Annotated in this window: 27 protein-coding genes and 3 tRNA genes; 17 read left to right on the forward strand and 13 right to left on the reverse strand. The window is 66.5% G+C overall.

Annotated features, from left to right (window positions below; genetic code table 11):
* Positions 1-76: 76 nt before the first annotated feature.
* Positions 77-535, forward strand: a complete 459-nt coding sequence (locus CXY91_RS00760; protein WP_100958910.1) for an Lrp/AsnC family transcriptional regulator — start codon at positions 77-79, stop codon at positions 533-535.
* Between the two features lie 21 nt (positions 536-556).
* Here the strand turns inward: CXY91_RS00760 and CXY91_RS00765 are convergent, their stop codons facing one another.
* From CXY91_RS00765 to CXY91_RS30480, 4 genes are all read right to left on the reverse strand, one after another.
* Entirely contained in the window at positions 557-1,291 is a 735-nt protein-coding gene (locus CXY91_RS00765; RefSeq protein ID WP_100958911.1) for an ABC transporter permease, read from the reverse strand.
* An 8-nt stretch (positions 1,292-1,299) separates the two neighbouring features.
* Entirely contained in the window at positions 1,300-1,974 is a 675-nt protein-coding gene (locus CXY91_RS00770) for an ABC transporter permease (RefSeq protein ID WP_199777322.1), read from the reverse strand.
* On the reverse strand, positions 1,971-2,600 hold the full coding sequence (locus CXY91_RS00775) for a hypothetical protein (protein WP_091829897.1): 630 nt from the start codon (positions 2,598-2,600) through the stop codon (positions 1,971-1,973). Before CXY91_RS00775 ends, CXY91_RS00770 begins: the two co-directional genes overlap by 4 nt.
* 64 nt (positions 2,601-2,664) lie before the next feature.
* Positions 2,665-3,873, reverse strand: a complete 1,209-nt coding sequence (locus CXY91_RS30480; protein ID WP_199777323.1) for an ABC transporter substrate-binding protein — start codon at positions 3,871-3,873, stop codon at positions 2,665-2,667.
* Here CXY91_RS30480 and CXY91_RS00785 point away from each other — a divergent pair.
* Complete coding sequence (locus CXY91_RS00785) at positions 3,827-4,336, forward strand: helix-turn-helix domain-containing protein (RefSeq protein ID WP_158673211.1); 510 nt, start codon at positions 3,827-3,829, stop codon at positions 4,334-4,336. The two genes, CXY91_RS30480 and CXY91_RS00785, sit on opposite strands and share 47 nt — an antisense overlap.
* A gap of 188 nt (positions 4,337-4,524) precedes the next feature.
* On the opposite strand, the gene ssb is transcribed toward CXY91_RS00785, so the two are convergent.
* From ssb to CXY91_RS00810, 5 genes are all read right to left on the reverse strand, one after another.
* Positions 4,525-5,064, reverse strand: coding sequence for a single-stranded DNA-binding protein (ssb, locus tag CXY91_RS00790; protein WP_091829889.1), 540 nt, complete (start codon positions 5,062-5,064; stop codon positions 4,525-4,527).
* A 220-nt stretch (positions 5,065-5,284) separates the two neighbouring features.
* Complete coding sequence (locus CXY91_RS00795) at positions 5,285-6,058, reverse strand: NAD kinase (RefSeq protein ID WP_091829887.1); 774 nt, start codon at positions 6,056-6,058, stop codon at positions 5,285-5,287.
* A 136-nt stretch (positions 6,059-6,194) separates the two neighbouring features.
* The gene (locus tag CXY91_RS00800; protein ID WP_091829885.1) at positions 6,195-7,181 is read right to left on the reverse strand and encodes an MBL fold metallo-hydrolase; all 987 of its coding nucleotides are present in this window, start codon (positions 7,179-7,181) and stop codon (positions 6,195-6,197) included.
* A 241-nt stretch (positions 7,182-7,422) separates the two neighbouring features.
* Positions 7,423-7,848 carry a hypothetical protein gene (locus CXY91_RS00805; protein WP_100958914.1) on the reverse strand — a complete coding sequence of 142 codons (426 nt, stop codon included), beginning with the start codon at positions 7,846-7,848 and terminating at the stop codon, positions 7,423-7,425.
* 72 nt (positions 7,849-7,920) lie between these two features.
* Positions 7,921-7,995 (reverse strand) — tRNA-Thr (locus CXY91_RS00810).
* Positions 7,996-8,300: 305 nt separating this feature from the next.
* Between CXY91_RS00810 and CXY91_RS00815 the strand changes: the two genes are divergently transcribed.
* Complete coding sequence (locus tag CXY91_RS00815; protein WP_091829882.1) at positions 8,301-8,984, forward strand: L,D-transpeptidase; 684 nt, start codon at positions 8,301-8,303, stop codon at positions 8,982-8,984.
* Between the two features lie 43 nt (positions 8,985-9,027).
* Here CXY91_RS00815 and CXY91_RS00820 read toward each other — a convergent pair whose 3' ends face one another.
* Together CXY91_RS00820 and CXY91_RS00825 are read right to left on the reverse strand one after the other, a co-directional pair.
* The gene (locus tag CXY91_RS00820) at positions 9,028-10,197 is read right to left on the reverse strand and encodes a GGDEF domain-containing protein (RefSeq protein ID WP_158673212.1); all 1,170 of its coding nucleotides are present in this window, start codon (positions 10,195-10,197) and stop codon (positions 9,028-9,030) included.
* Between the two features lie 414 nt (positions 10,198-10,611).
* On the reverse strand, positions 10,612-12,282 hold the full coding sequence (locus CXY91_RS00825) for an MFS transporter (protein WP_244543683.1): 1,671 nt from the start codon (positions 12,280-12,282) through the stop codon (positions 10,612-10,614).
* Between the two features lie 342 nt (positions 12,283-12,624).
* On the opposite strand from CXY91_RS00825, the gene CXY91_RS00830 reads away from it, so the two are divergent.
* On the forward strand, positions 12,625-13,050 hold the full coding sequence (locus CXY91_RS00830) for a hypothetical protein (protein WP_158673213.1): 426 nt from the start codon (positions 12,625-12,627) through the stop codon (positions 13,048-13,050).
* Between the two features lie 93 nt (positions 13,051-13,143).
* On the opposite strand, the gene rlmB is transcribed toward CXY91_RS00830, so the two are convergent.
* Complete coding sequence (rlmB, locus tag CXY91_RS00835; RefSeq protein WP_100958917.1) at positions 13,144-13,932, reverse strand: 23S rRNA (guanosine(2251)-2'-O)-methyltransferase RlmB; 789 nt, start codon at positions 13,930-13,932, stop codon at positions 13,144-13,146.
* 107 nt (positions 13,933-14,039) lie between these two features.
* Between rlmB and CXY91_RS00840 the strand changes: the two genes are divergently transcribed.
* The 4 genes from CXY91_RS00840 to CXY91_RS00855 all read left to right on the forward strand — a co-directional run bounded on the left by CXY91_RS00840 (position 14,040) and on the right by CXY91_RS00855 (position 16,861).
* Positions 14,040-14,606, forward strand: a complete 567-nt coding sequence (locus CXY91_RS00840) for an AAA family ATPase (protein WP_100958918.1) — start codon at positions 14,040-14,042, stop codon at positions 14,604-14,606.
* Between the two features lie 44 nt (positions 14,607-14,650).
* Positions 14,651-15,229, forward strand: a complete 579-nt coding sequence (locus tag CXY91_RS00845; protein WP_100958919.1) for a hypothetical protein — start codon at positions 14,651-14,653, stop codon at positions 15,227-15,229.
* A 148-nt stretch (positions 15,230-15,377) separates the two neighbouring features.
* Positions 15,378-15,462: transfer RNA gene (locus tag CXY91_RS00850), tRNA-Tyr, on the forward strand.
* Between the two features lie 160 nt (positions 15,463-15,622).
* Positions 15,623-16,861, forward strand: coding sequence for an MFS transporter (locus CXY91_RS00855; protein ID WP_158673214.1), 1,239 nt, complete (start codon positions 15,623-15,625; stop codon positions 16,859-16,861).
* Positions 16,862-16,921: 60 nt separating this feature from the next.
* Here the strand turns inward: CXY91_RS00855 and CXY91_RS31085 are convergent, their stop codons facing one another.
* Positions 16,922-17,044: a hypothetical protein gene (locus CXY91_RS31085; protein ID WP_282569349.1), complete on the reverse strand. Its 123-nt coding sequence runs from the start codon at positions 17,042-17,044 to the stop codon at positions 16,922-16,924.
* Between the two features lie 172 nt (positions 17,045-17,216).
* Here CXY91_RS31085 and CXY91_RS29960 point away from each other — a divergent pair, with 172 nt between their 5' ends.
* From CXY91_RS29960 to CXY91_RS00895, 9 genes are all read left to right on the forward strand, one after another.
* Positions 17,217-17,354 (forward strand): hypothetical protein, encoded by a 138-nt coding sequence (locus CXY91_RS29960; RefSeq protein WP_158673215.1) that lies wholly within the window; start codon positions 17,217-17,219, stop codon positions 17,352-17,354.
* A gap of 92 nt (positions 17,355-17,446) precedes the next feature.
* Positions 17,447-17,520 (forward strand) — tRNA-Gly (locus CXY91_RS00860).
* A 298-nt stretch (positions 17,521-17,818) separates the two neighbouring features.
* On the forward strand, positions 17,819-18,067 hold the full coding sequence (locus CXY91_RS00865) for a hypothetical protein (protein ID WP_091829866.1): 249 nt from the start codon (positions 17,819-17,821) through the stop codon (positions 18,065-18,067).
* Positions 18,068-18,076: 9 nt separating this feature from the next.
* The gene (locus CXY91_RS00870; protein ID WP_091829864.1) at positions 18,077-18,301 is read left to right on the forward strand and encodes a hypothetical protein; all 225 of its coding nucleotides are present in this window, start codon (positions 18,077-18,079) and stop codon (positions 18,299-18,301) included.
* Between the two features lie 88 nt (positions 18,302-18,389).
* Positions 18,390-18,596: a hypothetical protein gene (locus CXY91_RS00875; RefSeq protein ID WP_100958921.1), complete on the forward strand. Its 207-nt coding sequence runs from the start codon at positions 18,390-18,392 to the stop codon at positions 18,594-18,596.
* 133 nt (positions 18,597-18,729) lie between these two features.
* Positions 18,730-19,212 carry a GNAT family N-acetyltransferase gene (locus tag CXY91_RS00880; RefSeq protein WP_158673216.1) on the forward strand — a complete coding sequence of 161 codons (483 nt, stop codon included), beginning with the start codon at positions 18,730-18,732 and terminating at the stop codon, positions 19,210-19,212.
* Between the two features lie 232 nt (positions 19,213-19,444).
* The gene (locus tag CXY91_RS00885) at positions 19,445-19,759 is read left to right on the forward strand and encodes an NIPSNAP family protein (protein ID WP_057192325.1); all 315 of its coding nucleotides are present in this window, start codon (positions 19,445-19,447) and stop codon (positions 19,757-19,759) included.
* 56 nt (positions 19,760-19,815) lie between these two features.
* The gene (locus CXY91_RS00890) at positions 19,816-21,642 is read left to right on the forward strand and encodes a TRAP transporter large permease (protein ID WP_248307299.1); all 1,827 of its coding nucleotides are present in this window, start codon (positions 19,816-19,818) and stop codon (positions 21,640-21,642) included.
* Positions 21,633-22,616: a TRAP transporter substrate-binding protein gene (locus CXY91_RS00895; protein WP_100958924.1), complete on the forward strand. Its 984-nt coding sequence runs from the start codon at positions 21,633-21,635 to the stop codon at positions 22,614-22,616. Before CXY91_RS00890 ends, CXY91_RS00895 begins: the two co-directional genes overlap by 10 nt.
* The last annotated feature ends 40 nt before the right edge of the window (positions 22,617-22,656 follow it).

Genomic DNA, 22,656 nt, shown 5'->3' on the forward strand with positions numbered 1-22,656 from the left:
CCGGAATTGGTTGCTCGATCGGTCGATTCCACCGAAAATGGCCTCCTCACAGGATGATCCTTCCGGAGCCCGGCGGATGCAACTTACCGATCAGGATCGCAAGCTCGTCGCTCTGTTGCAGGGCGACGCCCGCATCTCGAACCAGGATCTGGCCGAGCGCGCCGGCATGTCGGCGTCCGCCTGCTGGCGGCGCGTGCGGGCACTGGAGGAGGCGGGCGTGATCGCGAGTTATCGCGCCATCGTCGATCCGGCTAAAGCCGGGCTCGCCTTCAGCGCGATCGTGCATGTCGGGCTGGTGCGGCACGAGGCCGACCACGTCTCGACCTTCATCTCACGCGTGGCCGAGCGGCCGGAGGTGCTGGAATGTTTCGCGACCACCGGCGAGGCGGATTATCACCTGCATATCGTCTGCCGCGACAAGGACGCCTACAACGAGTTCCTGGATCATTTCCTGTTCAGGCTGCCAGGCATCGCGCATGTCCGCACCAACCTCGTCCTGAAGGAGATCAAGGTGCACGGCGCGGTGCCGGTGTGAGGATCGACCGCGGGTCGGCTCTCAGGCGTGCGCCGCCGCGCCGAGGCGAAGCTCCCGCGCCTTCTGCACGACGCCGCGATTCTCGATCGACAGGCGCCGCTCGAGCTTGCGCAGCAGCCAGCTCAGCGTCGTCGTGATGCAGAAATAGATCGCTCCGGCGGTGAGGAAGACCTCATAGGGTGCGAAGGTGTTCGACACCTCCAGCCGGGCCGCGCCGGTGAGGTCCAGCAGGGTGATGGTGCTCGCCAGCGAGGTCGCCTTCACCGTCAGGATGATCTCGTTCTCATAGGCGGGCAGGGCCAGGCGGGCCGCGAGCGGGATAATGATCTTGCGCTGCGTCTGGAACCAGGACAGGCCGAGCGCCCGCGCCGCTTCGTTGAGCCCCTTCGGCACGAGCCTGAGCGCGCCGGCGATGATCTCGGCGGTATAGGCGGCCGAGTTCAGCCCGAGCGCGATGATCACGCACCAGAACGGGTCGCGGAAGATCGGCCAGAGCGCCGAGGTCCGGATGAATTCGAACTGCCCGAGCCCGTAATAGACCAGGAAGACCTGCAGCAGCGACGGGACGCCGCGAATGACGAAGATGTAGGCGCTCGCCGGCCCATGCAGCCAGGCCGAGTGTGCATTGCGCGCATAGGCCAGCGGGATCGCGATCACCATGCCGAAGATCAGGATGAGGATGGCGAGCCTGCCCGTCAGCCCGACGCCCTGGAGCAGGTTCGGGAAAGCCTCGGCCATGATCTGGAGGTCAAGCATGGGATCGCTCAGGCAAAGCCGCGATTGGAGCGGATACGGGCGCGGTGCAGCCCCCAGGACGCGGTGCTGGTGATGGCGAGATAGAGCAGCGCGGCGACGGCGTAGACGAAGAACGGTTCTCGCGTCGCGCCGGAAACGACGGCGGAGGCCCTGAGCAGTTCCTCCAGCCCGATCACCGAGATGAGCGATGTCTGCTTGATCAGGATGATCGAAAGATTGCCGAAGCCCGGCAGCGCGATCCGCCAGGCCAGCGGCAGCACCACCTTGAAGAAGGTGACGCTCCGCGGCAGGCCGAGCGCATGCGCCGCCTCCGACTGTCCGCGCGGGACCTGCCTGATCGCGCTGCGGAATATGTCGCTGGCATATGCCGCGAAGATGAAGGCCAGCGCCGCCACGCCGGCGGCGAAGCCGTTGATGTCGACATAGTGCCCGGTCAGCCGGGTGAGGGCGATCGTGCCGCCGAAATAGATGAGGTAGATGACGATCAGGTCGGGCACGCCCCTGACGATCGCGGTATAGGCTTCCGCGACATAGCGAAACGGCCTGCTGCCATAGGTCTTGAGCGCGCCGAGCGACAGGCCGAAGGCCGTTCCGAACAGCAGCGCCACCGCTGCGACCGACAACGTCACCCCCGCTCCGTAAAGCAGTTGCAGCCCATAGCCGGAGAGCCAGGCCAGCGTCATGGCAGCGCGGCTCCCGCATCCTCGGCGGCGCGGCTCGCGACCTTCTGGCGGATCAGCTCGCGGACAGGCCCGTCCCGCCAGGCCTGGAGCTTGCCGCCGGAGGTCCGCTCGTCGGCATAGACGATCCAGACATCGTCGGGCGAGCCGAGGATCTCGTCGACGCGGACGCGGTCCGGATACTGCTCGGCATATTCGAGATAGACCAGCGCCGAGTCGTATTTCCCCGCGAGCAGGTTCTGGAAGATGATCGGCAGCGAAGGATCCGAGACGCGCGTCTCCCAGCGGCCGATGTCGATATAGCTCTCGGTCGCCGGCGCCAGCAGGCCGATCGATTTGGGCTGCTCGACCTCCGAGCGCGTCAGCACCGCCAGCTCCTTGCTGCGCGAGATGAAGCTGTCGACGGCGAAGACCTTGTGGAAGTGCGTGCCGAGCGTCGGCGGCGTGTCCGGGTGGACGGCGCATTGGACGACGAAATCATAGTCGCCCCGCATCAGCCCGCTGGTCGCCATGTCGAAATCGGGCACCAGCACGATCTCGCTGTCGGGAATCTCGTGGAACTTGATGTATTCCCTGGTCACGAGTTCATGGTTGGTGCCGCTCGGGCCGAGTGTCGCAAAGGTGATCATCGGGTCGGTCTCGTTCTTCCCAGCCGAAGGCAGGCCAGGCCCGCCTTCGGCACAGCGTGTCGATTCACATCAGCTTGAAGTCGAAGTACTTCCTGGTGATGCTGTCATAGGTGCCGTTGGCGATCAGCGTATCGATGGCGGCATTGACCTCTTCGAGCAGCTTGGCGTCGTCCTTGCGCAGGGCGATGGCGTTGCCTTCGCCCAGCAGGCCGCCGCTGTATTCCGGGCCGACGAGCGCGAAGCTCGCCGCTTCCGGCCGCTTCAGGAAGCCGAGCATCGAGGTCACCTTGTTGGCGAGCAGCAGGTCGACGCGGCCGGCGATGAGGTCGAGCTCGACATCGGTGGTCTTGTCGTAGCGCACGATCTCCGATTTCGGATAGGTCGCGGTCAGATAGGCATCCTGGATGCTGCCGCGCTGGACACCGATCCGCTTGCCCTTGAGCGCGTCGGGGCTGGTGTCGGCGGGCGCATCCTTCTTCCCGACGAACTGGCTCGCCGTGTTCTTGTATTTCTTGGAGAAGGCGACCTGCTGCTTGCGCTTTTCGGTGACGCCCATGCTGGCGACGATCAGGTCGTATTTCCTGGCGTTGAGGCCGGGGATGATGCCGTCCCATTCCTGCGCCATGATCGTGCACTTGGCCCTAATCGCCTCGCACAGGGCGTTGGCGATATCGACGTCCCAACCCGTCAGCTTGCCGCTGGCGTCGACGAAGCTCCACGGCGCATAGGTTCCCTCGGTGGCGATGCGCAGGTCTTTTGCTTGTGGTGCTCCGGCGAACACGCTCGAAAAAGCGGCGCAGAGAAGAATAGTTCTGAATTTGTGCTTATTGAGCATGATCCCCTCACGATGGTTATTATCGCTCGTTGCAGGGATTGTTCTGTCGCACCCGCAGCTTGTCAACGCGCTGGCAAATATTTTCATCTCATGAAAATGTGGCGGCCGAGGCAAGTGCGGATGGCCTGTCCGGATGGCGCCATGCCGGCTCCAAACCGATCCGCGAAGGCTGGGAGGTTCTGCTTTGGTCGATCGCAAACGCGACAGCAAACCGCCGGACGGAAAACGTGTCAGACGTGGCGCGCTCTCGATGATGACGCGAGCCGGCCGCACGGCCACGCGGGAAGAACCGTCGGCCAGCACGGCCGGCGAGCCCGATGGCGGGCAGGGCGGCCAGGCCCTCGCCGCGGCGGTCGGCCAGGAGATCAGGAGCCTGCGATTGAGTCTCAGCATGGCCGCCAACCAGCTGGCCGAAGCGGCGAGGCTGTCGAACGGCATGCTCTCCAAGATCGAGCGCGGTTCGGCCACGCCGTCCTTTACGACGCTGGTCTCGATCGCGGCAGCGCTCAAGGTGCCGGTCGCGCGGCTGTTCGCTTCCTATAACCAGCAGGCCGACTATTCGCTCGTGCGTGCAGGGCAGGGTATCGCCGTGCAGCGCCGCGGCCAGCGCGCCGGCCTGAGCTACGAACTGCTCGGCCACCTGCTCTCGGGCGAGAAATACATCGAGCCCTATCTGGTGACGCTGACCAGCGAGGCGGCGGACCACCCGGGCTTCCAGCACACCGGGATCGAGTTCATGCATATGCTCGAAGGCGCGATGGTGTACCGCTATGCCGACGCGTCGATGGAGCTGCGGCCCGGCGATACGCTCGTCTTCGATGCCAATTTCGTCCATGGCCACGAGCGGCTGCTGACGCCGACCGTCCGCTTCCTGTCGGTCGTGTTCAACCTGCGCACATAAATCATCATCGCGCCCGGCAGGACGCGATGATGATTTATGTGATTGTGATCGCATCGGATCAGGCTTGGGCCTGCCCCGGAAGAGTACGGCACAGCACAGGCCGGATCGCCCGGCTGCCCGCGGGGGCTTAATCTTACAGTTAGAGACGGATTCGCCGACCAGATTGCTTCAATCTGGTCGGATCCGCTCTAGAACGGGATGTCGTCGTCGAGATGGCTCGACGAGCGCGAACCGCCGCTGCTGCCACCACCGCTTGCCATCGCCGGCTGGCGCGAACCGCCACCGACCGGGCTCGACCGGCCGAAGGAGCTGCCACCCGACGATCCCTCGTCGCCATAGCCACCGCTGCCGCCGCCGAACTCGTCGCCGCCCTGGCCGCGGCTGTCGAGGATGGTGAGCTCGCCGCGGAAACGCTGCAGCACGATCTCGGTCGTGTACTTCTCGACGCCCTGCTGGTCCTGCCATTTGCGGGTCTGCAGCTGGCCCTCGATGTAGATCTTCGAGCCCTTCTTCAGATACTGCTCGGCGACCTTGGCGAGGTTCTCGTTGAAGATCACCACGGAGTGCCACTCGGTGCGCTCCTTGCGCTCGCCCGACTGCTTGTCGCGCCAGGTTTCCGAGGTGGCGATCCGCAGATTGACCACCGGCTCGCCGCTGCCGAGGCGCCGCACCTCGGGGTCGCGCCCGAGATTGCCGACCAGAATGACCTTGTTGACGCTACCAGCCATGACAGGCTCCGTTTCCTGCGCACTTCATCACGAACCCGGCCGAATGACCGGATGCGGACCCTAGCGGTCCGTGCCGGCACTATCAATGATGTTCCTGTTTTGTTCAAGGGGCCTTTCGTAGCTTGTCCCCGTTAAAATTTGCGAATGTCGCGAAGGTGCAGAGGCCTGACGGGTGCCGGCGGGGCCAGGTATTGCCGCTACGAGCGGCCTCCGCTGCGCCTCAATACCCGAACTGCTCGCGCAGGATGCGCTCGTCCAGGCTGTGGCCGGGGTCGTGCATCATGACGAGATCGAGCGAGCGGTCGATCGCGATCTGCACCGAGATGACGTTGTCGATCTGGGTATGGTCGGCGACGGCGCTGACCGGCCGCTTTTCGGCCTCCAGAACCGCGATCGTCACCCGGGCATGGTCGGGCAGCAATGCGCCACGCCAGCGCCTGGGCCGGAACGGCGAGAGCGGGGTCAGCGCCAGGAGCGGCGCGTCGAGCGGCAGGATCGGGCCATTGGCGGAGAGATTGTAGGCGGTCGAGCCGGCCGGGGTCGCGAGCAGCACGCCGTCGGCGACGAGCTCGGACAGGCGCACCTGCCCGTCGACGGAAATGCGCAGCTTGGCCGCCTGGTATGAGCGGCGGAACAGCGAGACCTCGTTGATCGCGCGCGCCTCGATGCGCTTGCCGTTGCAGTCGACCGCCGTCATCACCAGCGGATGGACGACGCTTCGATGCGCCGCCTCGAGCTTCTGGCGCAGCCCGCGCTCGCGGAACTCGTTCATCAGGAAGCCGACCGAGCCGCGATTCATGCCGTAGATCGGCTTGGCCGTGCCCATGAAGCGATGGAGCGTCTGCAGCATCAGGCCGTCGCCGCCGAGAGCGACGACGACCTCGGCCTCGGCCGGATCGGCATCGCCATAGCGCTCGACCAGCTTGGCGCGCGCGGCCTCAGCCTCGGGCGTCTCGCTGGCGACGAAGGAGATGGCGGTAAAGCGCTCGGTCATCGCTGGTATCCGGCAGGCATGGCAGCGACCGGTCTAGCATGGCCGCGGACAGGATCGCGAGCCGCCCGGCGAGCACGCCGCAAAAAGAAAGGCCGGGGCGCGTGCCCCGGCCTTTCCCAGCGGAAGCGCGAGGGTCTCAGATCGCGCTGCTCCACTGCACCGGTACGAGCTCGAAGCCGTTGCCCGCCTTGGCGATATGGCCGGTGGCGGGGAAAGGGGCGTGGTAGAAGCAGACCTGCATCTTGTCGGCGACGGCCATGTCGAGCAGCTTGCGGCGGGTGGCGGCGGCCTGCGGCCCGTCCATGTCGAACACCGCCGACCAGTCGGGATTGCGCACGAACAGGGCCGGGTGGTTGGTGGTGTCGGACAGCACCATCAGCTTGCCGCTGCCGGAGGAGACGGCGAAGACGGTATGGCCGGGGGTATGGCCGGGGGCGGCGATCGCGGTCACGCCCGGGACGATCTCCTTGCCCGCCTCGTATTGCTTCACATCCTTGGCGACCGGGCCGAAAACGCGGCGCACGCCGGCGAAGGCACCCTTCATTGCCTCGGGCGCGGCATTCATCTTGGCGTCGTCCATCCAGAAGGCCCATTCGGCCGCTGGCACCATCACTTCGGCGTTCGGGAACACGGCGGTGCCGTCTTTCAGCCGGAAGCCGTTGATGTGGTCGCCGTGGAAATGGCTGAAGACCACGGTCGAGACATTCTTCGGGTCGAGCCCGGCAGCCTGGAAGTTCTTCATCCAGGCGCCCGAGGTCGGCGCGCCGGAATCGCCGTTACCAGTGTCGATCAGGGTGATCTTGTCGCCGATCTGCAGCGCCAGCGTGGTGAAGGTGATCGAGAGGGCGTCGCTCGGCAGATACGCCTGCTCCATCGCCTTCTTGACGTCCGCGAGCTCGGCATTGCGCACGAAGCCTTCGAGCGGGCGCTTGGCGAAGCCGTCGTTCAGGGCGGTGACGGTGATGTCGCCGACCTTGTAGCGGTAGAAACCCGGGTTCTGGTTCACGGACGCTCCTTGCGCGTGGGCCGGCGCGATGCCGGCGGGCAGGTCGAGCGCGGCAGCTGCAGCGAGCGCGCCGGCGCCCGCCATGACAGTGCGGCGCGAGGCTTCGAAACGGGCCATCGATCAGGCTCCAACAACGAGAAGGGCACGACCTCTCCCGGATGGCGCCCCGCCAGCCGGATTCGTGCCCTGGGCATTGCTCGCCCGAGCGTCAAACTAACTGGGCAAACAACGCCTTCAACCGGCGTTTAGTTGCCTCGGGTCAATTGTCCGTGAGTTTGTCGTCGCTGTGCGGCTTCGCCGGGGCGGGTTGATTCGATCTCTTCGCCAGATCGGCCTTGCCCTTGAAATCGGGATGGTTTCAGCGCTCGCCCTGGGTCGGGGGCTGATCGGAGCGGCTGCGCGCGAATGCCTTGAGCAGGGCGGCGCAGAGCGCGAGCGAGGCGAGCGCGCCCTGGCCGGAACAGCCGGCGACCAGCGCCTCATAGGTCTGCTCCTCGGTCGCAACCGACTGCAGGCTCCAGTTCCAGTCCGGGGCCTTCTGCCGGATGACGCCGACCGCGACGTCGATCTCGGCGCTGATCCGGCCGATCGCCTTCCAGAGCGAGCCCTGCTGGTAGATGCCGCCGGGCGGCGTGCGCGGGGCGAGCAGGGTGGTCGGCTTGCGCCGCACGGTGAAGCCAAGCGCCTCGTAGATGTCGGCGTCGAGATTGCGGTCGGGGCGGCCGGTGCGCTCGCAGCGTTGCGCGAGGGCGAGCAAGTGGTCGCGCTGGTCGGCAGAGGTCATCGCTCGGTGGGCTCCGGTCGTCCTCGTCGTCGCGGCGGCATGGCAAGCAAGCGACAGGCCACCGAAGTCGGATGGTGCCGGCGGAGAGGATCGAACTCCCGACCTTCGGTTTACAAAACCGCTGCACTACCGCTGTGCTACGCCGGCCCTTTGCGCTGCGGTATCAGGCCGGGGAGGCGAGGGCAAGGCCGGCGGTGAGCTGGCCGGCTCCGCCATGATCGCCGGCGCATCCCCCAAGGCTATGTTCGCGGCGGCACCGCTCTCGGCCCGACGTACGCCGCCGCCATCGGCGAACGCTCCAGAGACCACGCCCTCAAGGGACGTCGAGATGCGGTTCTGAAGCGCGGCGGAAACTCACGCCCCGGCATTCACCGGCTCGTAACCATCTAAGTCGATGCTTTTGCAAAAGCCTTGTCTGAGATGTGCCCATGCTGAGCCGCCGATCCTTTACCATGTCGTCCCTGTCGCTCCTTGCCCCCGGTCTCGCCGGCTGCGGCGGAGGGGGCAGCATCGTGGCGCTGCCGGAGATCGCCGCTCCGAGAGGACCCAGCCTGACGCGCACGCTGGCACGCCCGAATTATGCGCAAGTCTATGTGGAATATCCGGGCGAGCGCTTTGCGGTACCGGCGATCGACTACCAGAGCATCGAGCCGCGTTATCTGCGCCAGACGGTCGAGTTCCGCCGGCCGGAGCCGCCTGGCTCGATCGTCGTGGATCCCGGCTCCTACCATCTCTATTTCGTCGAATCGCAGGGCGTCGCGACGCGCTATGGTGTCGGCGTCGGCCGTGAGGGCTTCGGCTGGACGGGCCAGGCGAAGATCAACATGAAGCGGGACTGGCCCGACTGGGTGCCGCCGCAGGAGATGATCGATCGCGACCCGCAGATCAGGGCCCAGCTCGAGCCGACGTCGCGCGGCCCCGGCGTCCGCGGCGGGCCGAAGAGCCCGCTCGGAGCCCGCACCCTCTATCTCTTCGGCGAGGGGCGCGATCTCGGCTACCGCATCCACGGCACGACAGAGCCCTATACCGTCGGCACGAATGTCTCCTCGGGCTGCATCCGGATGATCAACCAGGACATCATCCACCTTTACGCCCGCGTCGCGTTGGGAACGCCGGTCACGGTGCTGCCGGTGTGATGGCAGCGTGACGTCCGAGGGGCTCGCGGACCGTTGCCGAGGCTCACGCCGCGGCTGCGATCCTTACGGGTTCCGCAAGCTCGATGCGGTTGCGCCCGAGCAGCTTGGCCTTGTAGAGGGCGCGGTCAGCGGCGGCCAGCAGCTCGGAGAGGTCGACCCGATCGGCGATCGTCTCCACCAGCCCGACGCTGACAGTGGCGGCCATGGCGAGACCGTCGCTGCGCGCCGCCGCCTCCGTGAAGCGCCAGGTGATGGCCTCTGCGATCTTTCGGGCTTCGTCGACGCTTGCGCCTGGCAGCAGCAGCGCGAACTCCTCGCCGCCGAGTCGGGCACAAACGGCCTTGTGGCCCGCCGCGTCTCGTGCGATTCCAGCGAACAGCTTCAGCACCTGATCGCCGACATCGTGCCCATGGGTGTCGTTGATCGCCTTGAAGTGGTCGAGATCGAAGGCGAGCAGTGCATGCGACGCCTTCTCGCCATCGCGGCGCAAACACTCGGGACCGAGCTCGAAGAAGCCTTGCCGGTTGTTGAGGCCGGTCAGAAAGTCGGTGCGCACATTCTTCAGGAGCCGGGCCCGGTCCTCCTCGCGCACGAGGGCGATCAGGGCCATGGGCATCGTCATCGTGAACAGCACGGCCTCGTACATCGTCAGCTTGGCAACGATGGGTAGAACGCTGTCGCCGTGAGCCGAGACGATGACCGGCACGACGAAGCTGCGGACCGCATAGGTCAGGCCGTGGCAGGCGAAGACGACGACCGCGAGCAGACGGGAGCGCAATCCCTGCGCCATCGGACTGCGGAACAAGGCGAGAGCGGTCAGGGCAGACAGAACAGCGATGGGGAATGCGCTTGCATGGTTCCAGAGCAGGTTCGCCCAGCCGGCGCCGGCGGTGAACCATGCCGCGCCGATCGCGACGAGGAAGCCCGCGGCGAGAGCGGGGCGCAGGGATCGGCCATCGAGCAGCAGAACCCCGTGCAGGACCAGAAGGTAGCCGAGGAGCATGACAACATTGGTTAGCGCGGGGCCGGACACACCGGGCAGCAGGGTCCGGGACATGGCGAGGAGGCAGCCCAGGGCGAAGACGACATAGGCAGCCGTCCAGATGCCGAGTTCCCGCGATCGCCGGGCGTGCGCCTGCCGCTCCCACAGGGTCATGGCCGCTGCGACGAGCAGCGTTCCGATCGTCAGGTACCAGAGGGTCGCAAGGTCCATCGCGATCGTCGTCAACGATGCCCGGATTCGGTTTCAGGCATGATCAAGCGCTCCCACCCTGCCTCGCGACAGCAGAAGCTAGCCCAAGTGAGTTAATATCAGATTGTGACGGTCTGCCGTGGCTAGCTCATCTTGCGTTGAGCAATGAGCCGCCGACATTCAGGTGCTCGACAACAGTCGCTTTGCTCTACGTTGATTCGCGACGGGCTCGAAGAATTCGATTCGACTTGACGCGACGGGTTTTCGATATCGGGATCCTCCAGTTAGGGCAGCTGGAAGTATCCGGTTCCAGATCCATCGATGCAGCGCTTGCCGCCCATCCAGGATGATCACTCGGCTCGCGCTGTCCAACGAAAAACCCCGCCCTCGCGGGCGGGGTTCGAAGGTCGATTGGGCCGATCCCAGCTTGGGGGATCAGTCGTTGTCGTGTGTCAGGATGTCGCGATCCTTGGTCTCGGGCACGAAGAGCATGCCGATGACGAAGGTCATCATCGCGATCACGATCGGGTACCAGAGGCCGTAGTAGATGTCGCCGGTGCCGGCCACCATGGCGAACGAGGTCGCCGGGAGGAGGCCGCCGAACCAGCCGTTGCCGATATGGTAGGGCAGCGACATGCCGGTGTAGCGGATGCGGGTCGGGAAGAGCTCGACCAGCGCCGCAGCGATCGGGCCGTAGACCATCGTCACATAGATGACGAGCACGGTCAGGATCGCGATGACCGTCAGCGACTGCGCGCCGAACAGGGCACTCAGGAAGCCGGTCTTGACGATGCGGGCGTCGCCTGCAGCCGGGTAGCCGGCCGCGACCGCCTCCTTGGCGAGGTTCGCTGCGAAGGTCGCATCGATCGCCAGGTCCTTGCCGTTGACCGTAACCTTGGCAGGCGTGCCGGCCGGGGCCGGGGCCTGGGTGTAGACGATCGCCTGCGTGGCCAGCGTGCGGCGAGCGATGTCGCAAGGCTGGGTGAAGGTGCGCACGCCGACCGGATCGAAGACCGAGCCGCAGGTGGCGGGATCGGCGACGACCTGGACCTTGACGTTCTCATGCGCTGCGGCGAGGCCCGGGTTCGCCGCCTTGGTGAGCGCGCCGAACAGCGGGAAATAGGTCAGCGCCGCGATCAGGCAGCCGGCCAGGATGATCGGCTTGCGGCCGATCCTGTCGGACAGCGAGCCGAAGATGACGAAGCCGGCGGTGCCGATGATCAGCGACCAGGCGATCAGCACGTTGGCCGTGTAGAGATCGACCTTGAGGATGCTCTGGATGAAGAACAGGGCGTAGAACTGGCCGGTGTACCAGACGACAGCCTGGCCGGCGGTCAGGCCGAACAGCGCAAGCAGCGCGATCTTGGCGTTCTTCCACTGGCCGAAGGCCTCAGACAGCGGCGCCTTCGACCCCGTGCCTTCTTCCTTCATCTTCTGGAAGGCCGGCGATTCCTGCATCTGGAGCCGGATGTAGACCGAGATGGCGAGGAGGAGGATCGAGGCGAGGAACGGAATGCGCCAGCCCCAGGCGGCGAACTCGGCCTCGCCCATGGTGGTGCGGATGCCCAGGATGACGATCAGCGACAGCAGCAGGCCGAGCGTCGCCGTGGTCTGGATGAAGGAGGTATAGAAGCCGCGCCGCCCCGGGGGAGCGTGCTCGGCGACATAGACCGCCGCGCCGCCATATTCGCCGCCCAGCGCCAGGCCCTGCAGCATGCGCAGCGCGATCAGGATCACCGGCGCGATCCAGCCGATGCTGTTGTAGCTCGGAAGCAGGCCGACCAGAAAGGTCGAGGCGCCCATGATCAGGATGGTGACGAGGAAGGTGTATTTGCGGCCGATCAGGTCACCGAGCCGGCCGAAGAACAGCGCGCCGAACGGGCGCACGAGGAAGCCGGCGGCGAAGGCGAGCAGGGCGAAGATGGCGCGCGTGTTGGCATCGAAGGCCGAGAAGAAATGCGCGCCGATCATCACGGCGAGCGAACCGTAGAGGTAGAAATCGTACCATTCGAAGACCGTGCCCAGCGAGGAGGCCAGAATGACCTTCTTCTCCTCCCTGCTCATCGGCCGTGGCCCTGCGGCCGCCGATGCGTGTGCCATGCTCATGAAGCGCTCCCGTTTTTCGTTCCCCCAGGCGCTACAGACCATCTGCTGCGCCCTCGTGCCGCCTTTCAGGCGGTTCTTCGCTTGGAGTCGGCGCCAACGCCGACTCAGGACAAAAGGCCTTTGAAAAGCCAAGTTTGATCGGCTAGGAATGCGTCCACCCCTGGCAATCTTCAACCGAGCACTTGGTCTTGCACCGAAAGGCGTAAGACGAAGGATTGAGCATTCGGCAGGGGCGGCTCGGCTCCCACCCCATCATGACTCGCCTTGCCGCGCGCAAGCCGCTAACCTTTCGCTGACCATGTCGGCCCGTGTCGGCGATGAACGCAGGAAGGGGAGGTGGCGATGAAACTTCGCCTCGGAATTCCTCTGGGTATCGTGTTCGCGGGGCTATGCGTCGCCGCGTCTTCGGCCGTGGCTGCTCCCGGTTTCGGCGCAGTGCCGGTCAGTGGCGGATTTTCCGCTCCGGCGCCGCGCCTTTCACCGATGCGGCCCGCCGCGAAGTCCGGCTACGGCCGTCACGGCCGCGTGGGCGTCTACGGCGCCGGCTATCCCGGCTTCTACGGCGGATCCGGCGATCAGCGGGTCATCGTCGTGCTGCCGGAGGCAAGCGAGCCGCCCCCGGACAAGGAGCGCTCGATTCCCGTCGCGATCGGCATCGCACGTCCCCCGGCGGCCGATCCGTTGCTGTATCGGATCGAGACGCGGCAGGGGCAGCCGGTGGTCCGGGTCATGCGCTTCAGCAGCGACGGCCGTGTGGCGCGGCGCTGAGGGGCGGATCAACGGCGTCGCAGCCGATTCGTCCGAAAAATGGTTTCAACGTTTCGGTCCAATGCTCTAATTCATTGAGAGACGGATCCGGTTCTAGCGCCGTGTCGCGGCGTAGAGTGCGATCGCGGTCGCGTTCGAGACGTTGAGGCTCTTGATCGCGCCGGGCATGTCGAGCCGGGCGAGATGGTCGCAAAGCTCGCGCGAGCGCTGGCGCAGGCCCTTGCCCTCGGCGCCCATCACCAGTACCAGAGGACGGCGCAGCGGGACCTCGTCGAGCGAGATCTCCCCTTCCGAATCGAAGCCGAGCCGCAGGAAACCGCGCTCGCCCAGCTTGTCGAGCGCATCCCCCAGATTCTTCACCGCGACCAGCGGCACATGCTCCAGGGCGCCGGAGGCCGATTTCGCCAGCACGCCCGTCGCCGCCGGCGAATGGCGGATGGTGACGATCACTGCGGCGACCGCGAAGGCAGCGGCCGAGCGCAGGATCGCCCCGACATTGTGCGGGTCGGTGATCTGGTCGAGCGCCAGGACGATCGCATCGTCCGGCAAGCTGTCGAGATCGGGCGAGGGCAGGGGATCGCAGACGAGATAGAGCCCCTGATGCACCGCGTCGGGCGTCAACAGCCGGTCGATCTGCGACGGCCGGACCATTTCCGGCTCGATCGGCAGTTCGCCGATCTCCTCGCTCAGGCGCTTCAGTGCATTCTCGGTGGCGAGCAGCTTGCGGAAGCGTCGGCGCGGGTTGCGCAGCGCCTCGATCACGGGATGGGCGCCATAGAGGATCGCCTCGTCGATCTCGCCGGGCCGGTGCGGCGGCGGGCCGTCCCGGTCCGGACGGCCGCGGCGATTCTGGAAACGGGGGCGGGGCGGGGCGGACATCATGGCTCCGGAAAGGTGATGCCATGCCCTGCCATGGCGCGGCCGGCTTGGCCAGCCCGAAGGCGGGGAGGCGGGATTTTCAACGCATTCATGTACGGGGAACAATGCCGATGACGAAGACGGATCGACGCCTGTTTGTCCTCACCGGCGGGCCGGGGGCCGGCAAGACCACTCTGCTGACGGCGCTGGCTGCGGCAGGCCACATGATCGCCCCTGAAGCCGGGCGGGCGATCATCCGCGACCAGCTTGCCATCGACGGGCCGGCCTTGCCCTGGCGCGACCGGGCCTTGTTCGCCGAGCTGATGCTGAATTTCGACCTGCGCTCCCATGCCGAAGCGCAGGCGGGGATGGCTCCGGTCTTCTTCGATCGCGGCGTGGCCGACAGCATTGGCTATCTGCGGCTGTGCGGGCTGCCGGTGCCGGAGCATGTCGAGCGCGCGGCCCGTGCCTTCCGCTATGCCCGCATTGTCTTCGTCGCACCGCCCTGGCGCGAGATCTACGCGCAGGATGCCGAGCGCAAGCAGGACTTTGCCGAGGCCGAGCGCACCCATGAGGCGGTCACGGCGGCCTATCGCGACCATGGCTATGAGCTGGTCGAACTGCCGCGCGCCGATGTCGAGACGCGTGCCGCCTTCGTGCTGGAGCGGGTCCGAGGTCTCGCTTCCGACAGGTCATGATCCGCGCTAGATTCGGCCGTTCGTCGCTGCCCGGGAGGCGCGCCATGGCGGAGAGTTCGCAGGCCGGCACGATGCGCTCCGGCCGGACGCTCAACCATCTCGTGCCTGGACGCGATTGCGGCGTCTGCGTCGCCTGCTGCGAGGTGCTGCGCATCGTCGATTCCGCGGTCGGCAAGCCGGCTGGCATCATGTGCCGCCACAACACGGGCAACGGCTGCGGCATCCATGCGACGCGGCCGGAGATCTGCCGGCGCTGGTTCTGCCTGTGGCGGCGCATCGACGCCATGCCGGACGAGGCGCGGCCGGATCGTTGCGGCGTGATCTTCTGCCTGGAGGGCGAGGGGGATCATTCAAATCCGTTCGCGCGCTTCTGCGTGGTGGCGCGGCCCGTCGGCAGTTCGCGGGCGCTGCGCAGCGAGCTGGTCAGGCAGGTCATCGCCATGTTCGCCCGGCAGGGGGAATTGCCGGTTTGGGTGCATCGCCATGGCGTGCGCAGCCTAATTTATCCTCCACCCGATCTCGCCGACGCGATCGAGCGGCCGGAAAAAACGCCGTTCCAGGCCTTCGTGCCTGCTGCGATGGACTGGCGCAGGCGCCATCGTGCTGCTTGGCCGCAGGATTGAGTGGGCGCCGCGACGATTGCTGTCGGCGAATGCTTTTTGGCGTTGACAGGCGGCGGCCCTCTCCTCATAAGTCCGCCCGCGCCTGCCGCCCTTCACAAAAGTGAAACAGGCGGTTGCGGCCAGCTCTCGGGTTGGCCTGCGGCAAGGCGGGGGAATGTCCCGAGCGGCAAAGGGGGCGGACTGTAAATCCGCTGGCTATGCCTTCGCAGGTTCGAGTCCTGCTTCCCCCACCACCTTGCTCTTTGAGGGCTGTCTTCCTTCCATTCTTCATCTTTCTGCCCGCATCCGCCACGCGGTGATGTCTGCAAGGCGAGAGTGCCGGATACTCTGCCTTCCCCGAATCCGGGCGAGCTGATAGCCTCGGCGGATCGGCTATTCGGGTATGACGGTGCAGTGACAGCAAAGACCCAAGGGGGCGGTTCTGTCGCCGCGCTCGGCGCCATCGTTGCAGGCGCATTGATCCTGCAGGTCGCCGGGACGATCGTGAACACGGTCGTGCCGTTGCAGATGGCGATCGCGAAACAGCCGCCGCTGCTGATCGGCCTCGTCGCCTCGGCCTATTCGCTTGGGTTCCTGATCGGCTGCTTCGTCAATCCCTCGCTCGTCCGCCGCGTCGGCCACATCCGTGGCTTTGCCGTGTTTGCCGCGCTCCAGGCGGTCTCGACGCTGAGCTTTCCCTTGCTGCCGGAAGCCTGGTGGGGGATTTCGCGCCTGGTCATGGGCCTGGCAGCGGCCGGCCACGGCATCTGCATCGAGAGCTGGATCAGCGGGCAGGCCAACCGGTCGCAGCGCGGCCGCATCTTCGGCATCTACCAGATCCTCAACCGCGTCGCGCTGATCGGCTCGCAGATCGGCATCGGCTATGTCGCGATCCAGTCGCAGGACGTCTTCCTGTTCGCCAGCATGGCCTTCTCGATCGCGCTGATCCCGGTGGCGCTGACGCGGGCGAGGGGCCCCGAATCGAGCGAGATCGTCTCCGTCGGCCTGCGGACGCTGTGGCAGCAGGCGCCGGCCGCGGTGGTCGGCTGCCTCTATGTCGGCATGGTCGGCGGCCCATTGACCAGCGTCGCCCCCGCCTACGGCATTCTCTCCGGCCTCGACCTGCGGGCCACCATCCTGCTCACCGCCGGCATCCAGATCGGCGCGCTGCTGCTGCAATGGCCGATGAGCCTGCTGGCGGACCGGGTCGCCAGCCGCCTGATCATGCTGGTCGCCACCAGTATCGTCGCGGTGGCCGCGGCCGGGCTGGCGACATTGCTGGAGGTCGACGCCGCCCATGGCCGCATCTGGCTCTTCGGTCTGTTCGCCCTGATCGGCGGCTGCAGCATCCCGCTCTATACGGTCGCGGTCACGCACGCCTATTTCCGCATGGGACGCGACCAGGCCGTCGGGCTTTCGGCCCAGCTCCTCTTCCTCTGGGGCACCGGCTCGGCGATCGGGCCGCTGGCCGCGACCTTGCTGATGCAGCTCAGGGGGCCGCAGGGCATGCTGATCTATCTCGTCACGCTCTCTGTCGCGGTCGCGATCTATATCGCGCTGCGGATCTCGCGGAATCCATCGCCGCCCATCGTGGAAGGCGAGCGTGGCGCCAGCGGACCGACGATCCCCGATATCGAGATGGCCAAACGCTGAAGTTGCGGCAGGGCGGCGCCGGGCATCATGTCGCGGCGGCGGCGAACGCGCGGCGGCGAATCAGAACTCGAGAAATAGCAGGGCCAACATGCCCATGCCGTGGATCAGCATGACCAACGGTCGCGGCATCGCCGAAATAATCTCGGCCCTGAACGGGCAGCAGAGCTCGTCGAGGTTGGACATGAGGTTCCCCTGCGGCTGATGGGTATCAGGCTCGAGGGGCTCCTTCGCCCCCCATTTGGGGGGAATCGACGCTCACTTTTCGTTCAACGGGACTCGAAATCGGCTCTTCCTCCCCCAAATGGGGGCTGCCGTGGGGCGCGGCCTGGCTAATTTTCCGTTGGGGAGAATGACGATGGGAATTGCGCTTTTCAGCACGGCCGTCGCTGCGGCCGGCGCGCTGGCCTTCGGCACGCTCGTCGGTGGGGCGGCGCTCGGCCTGTTCACCGGCGCGGCGATCTGGCTCGGCCAGCGTGCCTTGAGCGATACGTGAGCTTGCGCGCGCACGCCTCAGGTGGATGAGACCATCTTCTTCGCCGGAATGGGTTGACACTGACCGGCCTGATGCGGAATTTGGCGGCCGACGCGGGTGTAGCTCAATGGTAGAGCAGCAGCCTTCCAAGCTGAATACCCGGGTTCGATTCCCGGTACCCGCTCCAATCCCTTCACGACCAGCTTAGGCCATGGCCGGCGCCGCGCTGCGGGGAAGGCATCGACGTCTCGCGAAACCATGGATCCTGGCTCGTGGCCTAATCGTGGCCAGATTGCGGCGTGTTGCGGGTAGCAAAGCCGCAAGCTCATCTGCTATGCCTTCATGGGGGAAGAACGGTGATCTGCCTGCCGATCCGGCTGCTCACCATGGATAAACATGCGGGGCGCGCGCGAAAACCGCACTGACCGACGCAAGCCTCGTCGGCGGTGCTGGACATATTTCCGCCGCAAGACAGGAGAAATGCCATGCTCAAGATCGCCATCGCCGCAGCAGGGTTCGCTGCTCTCAGCCTCGCGGCCGCTCCGGCCTTCGCCCAGGGCAAGAAGGGCAAGGACGAATTCCTTGGCGTCGACCTGGATACCGGCCGGACCTATTACGACGGCCGCAACGACGGCAAGTACTGCCTCTACAAGACGGTGCGGGTGTTCAACCGCTACACCGGCTACTACGAGAACCGGCGCGTGCGCCGCTGCGGCCGCGGCCTCTATATGTGAGCGGCTGCCATGACCCGTACCGCGAAGTTCATCGTCGCCCTCGGCCTTGCGTCCGCAGCAGCGGCCTGCGGCCCGACCGTCGTCGCCGATCCCAACGGCCGACTCATCAACACCGGGCTGGTGCAGGATGGCGACTGCCTGACGCGCACCGTCATGGTCTATGACCGCGAGCTCGGCTACGAGCGTGCGGTCGAGCAGCAGTTCTGCGGCGGACGCCCCCGCATCGCGCGCTGATACTGCAGGCCCTGCTTCCGCCGAGGGGGCGGGGCCTCCGTTTTTTGCTAGGCTCCGGTGAATCGTTCGGTCGTCCCGGAGAGACCCCGTGCCAAAACTCTGCAAGTTCACCTCGCCCAGCGACGGCAAGCCGGTCTACGTCAATCCCGACCAGGTCAGCGTCGTCTACACCTTCAAGGGCCAGCCCCCTGACACGATCATCGCCTTCCGCAAGGACTTCCAACTCGGCGTGAAGGAAAGTTTGGAAGAGACTGTCAGGATTCTCGAAAGCGCTGCCGAGAGGACTGACCGCTGACTCCTCGAGACAGCGCAGCTCTCCCACTATCGGGGCCGGATTGTCGCCCCAAAGCAGCCATGCCGCACTTCCATCCTCGCCAGAATCTCGGCCGGGCTGTTCTGTTGGGCGTATGATCCATCGATCCCAGCTCGTGACGGCGCGTCTCGTCGTGCGCCCCTTCGTCGCCGCAGATGCGCCCTTGCTCGTCGACCTCTTTGCCGACCCGGAGGTTCATCGCTTCGTCGACGATGGCCAGCCGCTTGCGCCTGATGTCGCTGCGCTCTGGATCGAGCGCTCGGCCGCCAATCTCGAACGCTTCGGCTATGGCACCGGCGCGGTGGTCGAGCGCGCTGGTGGCGATTTGATCGGCTGGGCCGGCTTCGCCCGTCCGGGCGATGGTACACAGGAGGTGATATACGGGCTGAGACGCGCCAGCTGGGGCCGGGGTCTAGGCTCGGAGCTGCTCGCTGGCCTCGTCGCCTTCGCCGCGGAGCGCGGCGTCACGCCAGTGAGGGCCACGGTCGATCCGGCCAACGGCGCCTCGGTGCACCTGCTGCGACAAGCCGGGTTCGTGCTGGCCGAAGCGCGCTATCGCGGCGATGTGGCGGCCGATCTTTATCTGCATGGCGGCTGAGCGCCCGGGTTGCCCAAAAAAGCAAGATATTGCTCTTGGTGGCCGGCTTGCAGTTCATTCTTCTCCGCGACGCGGGCGCCATGCGAAGCCCCTTCGTTGCCGGGCGCGCCGCGCCGCCGTCATGCGCCGATCGCAGGCTGGGCCGAAGTCGCGCCGGTTGGGCTTTGCCATGAAGACGGCTACTGATCGCTCGCCGCTATGCGGTTCTTGCCGTTTGCCATGAGGGATTGGGATGATCCTCGACGAGCGCACCTACGCCATCAAGCCCGCCCATGTGCGCGACTATCTCGACCTTTATGTCGCCGAGGGGATGGAGCTGCAGATCTCGCATCTCGGCCATCTGATCGGCTGGTTCACCACCGACACGGGCGTCGTCAACGAGGTCGTGCACATGTGGCGCTTCGAGGATGCCGGCGATCGCGAGCGCCGACGCGCCGCGATGGAGGCCGATCCGCGCTGGCAGGTCTTCCGCGCCAAGGCAGCCCCTTACGTTCTCGAGATGCGCAGCCGGATCCTGCGGCCGACGCATTTCTCGCCCTTGCGCTGATCAAGGTGCCGGGCGCTGCCATGGCCGCTGCGCTGCCCCGATCCTCCGCTCGTCTGATGAGTGAGCGTGGGCTGGCCGTACTCGTCACCCTGCTGGAATGGCTGGGCGCGGCGATACTCGCCGTGCTTTTCCTTGTGGTGATGGCCGCGGTTGCGCGCCGTTATCTGCTCGGAGACGGCCTCGTCTGGTCGGACGAGCTTGCGATCTGGCTCAATGTCGCCCTGGTCGCGGTCGGCGCGCCGCTCGCGGCGACCAGCGCGCTCGCCATGCGGCTCGACGTCGTCGTCAGCCTGTTGCCCGCGGCGGGACGACGCGTCGCCGCCATTCTGGCGGAAGCGATCGCCGTCCATGGCGCGCTGGTGCTGGCGCTGGGCGGCGCCAGCGTCGCGGCGCTCGTCGGCGGCACCTCGACCGTGCTCGGACTGCCCGAAAGCCTGCGCTTTGCGACCTTTGCGGTGGGTGGGGGGCTGACGCTCGTCGTCGTGCTCTGGCGGGCGGCACTGACGCAGTCCTGGCCGGCGGCGCTCGGTGCGCTCGTGATCGGTGCAGGTCTCTATGGGCTGGCGAACAGCGCGACCGACCTTTTCATAGCAACGCCGAGCCTGGTTGCCGGGCTTGCCGCAGCAGCAAGCCTCCTGCTCGGTGCGCCACTGCCCTTTGCCCTCCTCGCTGGCGTCTCACTCTCGGGCGCCTTCGGCGGCCTGCTGCCGGAACCGGCCATCGTCCAGAACACGGTGGCGGGCGTCTCGAAGTTTCTGCTGCTGGCGATCCCGTTCTTCCTGCTCGCGGGTGAACTCTTGACCGCGGGCGGTCTCGCAGAGCGGCTGGTGCGCTTTGCCGCCGCGCTGGTCGGGCATCTTCGGGCCGGGCTGGCCCAGACTGCGCTGGTCGCAAGCGTGTTGTTTTCGGGCGCCTCCGGTTCTTCGGTCGCCAATGCCGCCTTCGGCGCAAAGGTGATGGCGCCGGCTCTGGTGGCGCGCGGCTATCCGCCGGCCAATGCGGCGGCGATCGTCGCGGGCGTCTCGATGCTGGACAACATCATCCCGCCTTCGATCGCGTTCCTGATCCTTGCGGCGGCGACCAATCTCTCGGTCGGCTCCTTGCTGGTCGGCGGCTTCGTCGCTGGCGCGGTCCTGACGGCGGCGCTCGCCATCGGGATCCATCTGAGCGTGCGCGGCGTCGTCGATTCCGCGCCTCGTGCCAGCGGCGCGGAGCGCGCACGGTCCTTTGTCGGGGCGCTGCCGGCGATCGGGCTCGGCATCGTCGTCGTTGTCGGCATCCGCTTCGGCGTGGTCACGGTGACCGAAGCCTCGGCGCTCGCCGTCGCCTATGCGCTCGTCGCCTGCCTGCTGCTGCGCAGCCTGAACGGCGCGACCGTGCTGGCCTCCTTGCGCAAGGCGGCGGGGGAGGCGGCGGCCGTCGGCTTGCTGATCGGTGCCTCCGCGCCCTTCGCCTTCCTTCTCGCAGTCGATCGCGTCTCCGAGCAGATGGCCGGGCTGGTGACCGCGCTGGGCGGTGGGCCGCTCGCGGTGATGCTGCTTTCCAATCTCGTCCTGCTGATCGCCGGCCTGTTCCTCGATATCGGCGCCGCGATCCTGCTGCTGGCACCGCTGCTGCTGCCGGCGGCCATCGCCGCCGGGCTCGATCCGATCCAGTTCGGCGTCGTGCTGGTGGTCAATCTGATGATCCACGGGCTGACGCCGCCGCTCGGCATCCTCGTCTTTGTCGCCAGCGGCATCATGCGCTTGTCGCCGGCCGCGGTGTTCCGCGCAGTGCTGCCCTTGCTGGCGAGCCTGCTCGTCGCGCTCTTCGTCCTCTGTCTTGCGGTGGCGGCCTGGCCGTCGCTACCTCTGCCCTACAAGGAGTTGTTCCGATGGCTTTGACCCGCCGCGCTTTCGCTGCCGCCTCGATCGCGGCACCAGCCATCCTCGCGGGCCGCGCCGTCGCCGCCGGCCGGCCGGTCACGGTCGCCTCGCTGCTCGGCGAGGACAAGCCGGAGACGAAGATCTGGCGCCGTGTCACCGAGAAACTCGCGCAGAGCGCTGCCGGCCGCTTCGACCTGCGCGTCGTCCCCAATGCCGCGCTCGGCGGCGAGAAGGAGGTCGCCGAGGGCTTGCGTCTCGGCTCGGTCCAGGCCTCGCTGTTCACGATCTCGGCGCTGTCATCCTGGGTGCCGGACGGCCAGCTGCTCGATCTGCCTTTCCTGTTCCGTGACCGCGCCCATCTAAAGCGCGTGCTGGCCGGGCCGCTCGGCGAGGAGCTCAAGCGCAAATACGAGGCGCAAGGCTTCGTCGTGCTCGGCTTCATCAATTATGGCGCCCGCCATCTCCTCGCCAGGGAGCCGCTGACCACCCCCGCCAGCGTCAAGGGCAAGCGCATCCGCGTCATCCAGAGCCCGCTGCACACCGAGCTCTGGTCGGGCTTGGGCGCCCATCCGACGCCGATCCCGATCCCGGAGACCTACAACGCCCTGAAGACGGGCGTCGTCGATTGCATGGACCTGACCAAATCGGCCTATGTCGGCTTCAAGCTGCACGAGGTCGTGCCCTATCTGATCGAGACCGGTCACATCTGGGCGACCGGTGTTGTGGCGGTCTCGGCCAGCTTCTGGAAGGGCCTCTCTGCTGAGGACACGACGGCCTTCGCTGCGGCGGCTGGGGAAGCGGCGGGCTATTTCGACGAGCTCATCGTCGCCGACGAGGACGCTTCGATGGCCAAGGCCAAGGCCGAGGGCGGCAGGGTCGTGCAGCCGGAGGACCGCCCCGGCTGGGAGGCCGGCGCACGCAAGGTCTGGGCTTCCTTCGCGCCGAAGCTCGGCGGGATCGAGAAGATCGAGGCGATCGCCAGCAGCGCCTGAGGCTCGGCCTCCATCCAAACCTCGCACTGACTTCACAGGA

Source organism: Allobosea sp. FBZP-16, assembly GCF_002831785.1.
Lineage (GTDB): Bacteria > Pseudomonadota > Alphaproteobacteria > Rhizobiales > Beijerinckiaceae > Allobosea > Allobosea lupini.

Coding starts and splice junctions, on each gene's coding strand:
- CXY91_RS00760 (WP_100958910.1), top strand. CDS start 77: ATGCAACTTACCGATCAGGATCGCAAGCTCGTCGCTCTGTTGCAGGGC.
- CXY91_RS00765 (WP_100958911.1), bottom strand. CDS start 1,291: ATGCTTGACCTCCAGATCATGGCCGAGGCTTTCCCGAACCTGCTCCAG.
- CXY91_RS00770 (WP_199777322.1), bottom strand. CDS start 1,974: ATGACGCTGGCCTGGCTCTCCGGCTATGGGCTGCAACTGCTTTACGGA.
- CXY91_RS00775 (WP_091829897.1), bottom strand. CDS start 2,600: ATGATCACCTTTGCGACACTCGGCCCGAGCGGCACCAACCATGAACTC.
- CXY91_RS00785 (WP_158673211.1), top strand. CDS start 3,827: ATGGCCGCCAACCAGCTGGCCGAAGCGGCGAGGCTGTCGAACGGCATG.
- CXY91_RS30480 (WP_199777323.1), bottom strand. CDS start 3,873: ATGCCGTTCGACAGCCTCGCCGCTTCGGCCAGCTGGTTGGCGGCCATG.
- ssb (WP_091829889.1), bottom strand. CDS start 5,064: ATGGCTGGTAGCGTCAACAAGGTCATTCTGGTCGGCAATCTCGGGCGC.
- CXY91_RS00795 (WP_091829887.1), bottom strand. CDS start 6,058: ATGACCGAGCGCTTTACCGCCATCTCCTTCGTCGCCAGCGAGACGCCC.
- CXY91_RS00800 (WP_091829885.1), bottom strand. CDS start 7,181: ATGGCCCGTTTCGAAGCCTCGCGCCGCACTGTCATGGCGGGCGCCGGC.
- CXY91_RS00805 (WP_100958914.1), bottom strand. CDS start 7,848: ATGACCTCTGCCGACCAGCGCGACCACTTGCTCGCCCTCGCGCAACGC.
- CXY91_RS00815 (WP_091829882.1), top strand. CDS start 8,301: ATGTCGTCCCTGTCGCTCCTTGCCCCCGGTCTCGCCGGCTGCGGCGGA.
- CXY91_RS00820 (WP_158673212.1), bottom strand. CDS start 10,197: ATGGACCTTGCGACCCTCTGGTACCTGACGATCGGAACGCTGCTCGTC.
- CXY91_RS00825 (WP_244543683.1), bottom strand. CDS start 12,282: ATGAGCATGGCACACGCATCGGCGGCCGCAGGGCCACGGCCGATGAGC.
- CXY91_RS00830 (WP_158673213.1), top strand. CDS start 12,625: ATGAAACTTCGCCTCGGAATTCCTCTGGGTATCGTGTTCGCGGGGCTA.
- rlmB (WP_100958917.1), bottom strand. CDS start 13,932: ATGATGTCCGCCCCGCCCCGCCCCCGTTTCCAGAATCGCCGCGGCCGT.
- CXY91_RS00840 (WP_100958918.1), top strand. CDS start 14,040: ATGACGAAGACGGATCGACGCCTGTTTGTCCTCACCGGCGGGCCGGGG.
- CXY91_RS00845 (WP_100958919.1), top strand. CDS start 14,651: ATGGCGGAGAGTTCGCAGGCCGGCACGATGCGCTCCGGCCGGACGCTC.
- CXY91_RS31085 (WP_282569349.1), bottom strand. CDS start 17,044: ATGTCCAACCTCGACGAGCTCTGCTGCCCGTTCAGGGCCGAGATTATT.
- CXY91_RS29960 (WP_158673215.1), top strand. CDS start 17,217: ATGGGAATTGCGCTTTTCAGCACGGCCGTCGCTGCGGCCGGCGCGCTG.
- CXY91_RS00865 (WP_091829866.1), top strand. CDS start 17,819: ATGCTCAAGATCGCCATCGCCGCAGCAGGGTTCGCTGCTCTCAGCCTC.
- CXY91_RS00870 (WP_091829864.1), top strand. CDS start 18,077: ATGACCCGTACCGCGAAGTTCATCGTCGCCCTCGGCCTTGCGTCCGCA.
- CXY91_RS00885 (WP_057192325.1), top strand. CDS start 19,445: ATGATCCTCGACGAGCGCACCTACGCCATCAAGCCCGCCCATGTGCGC.
- CXY91_RS00890 (WP_248307299.1), top strand. CDS start 19,816: ATGAGTGAGCGTGGGCTGGCCGTACTCGTCACCCTGCTGGAATGGCTG.
- CXY91_RS00895 (WP_100958924.1), top strand. CDS start 21,633: ATGGCTTTGACCCGCCGCGCTTTCGCTGCCGCCTCGATCGCGGCACCA.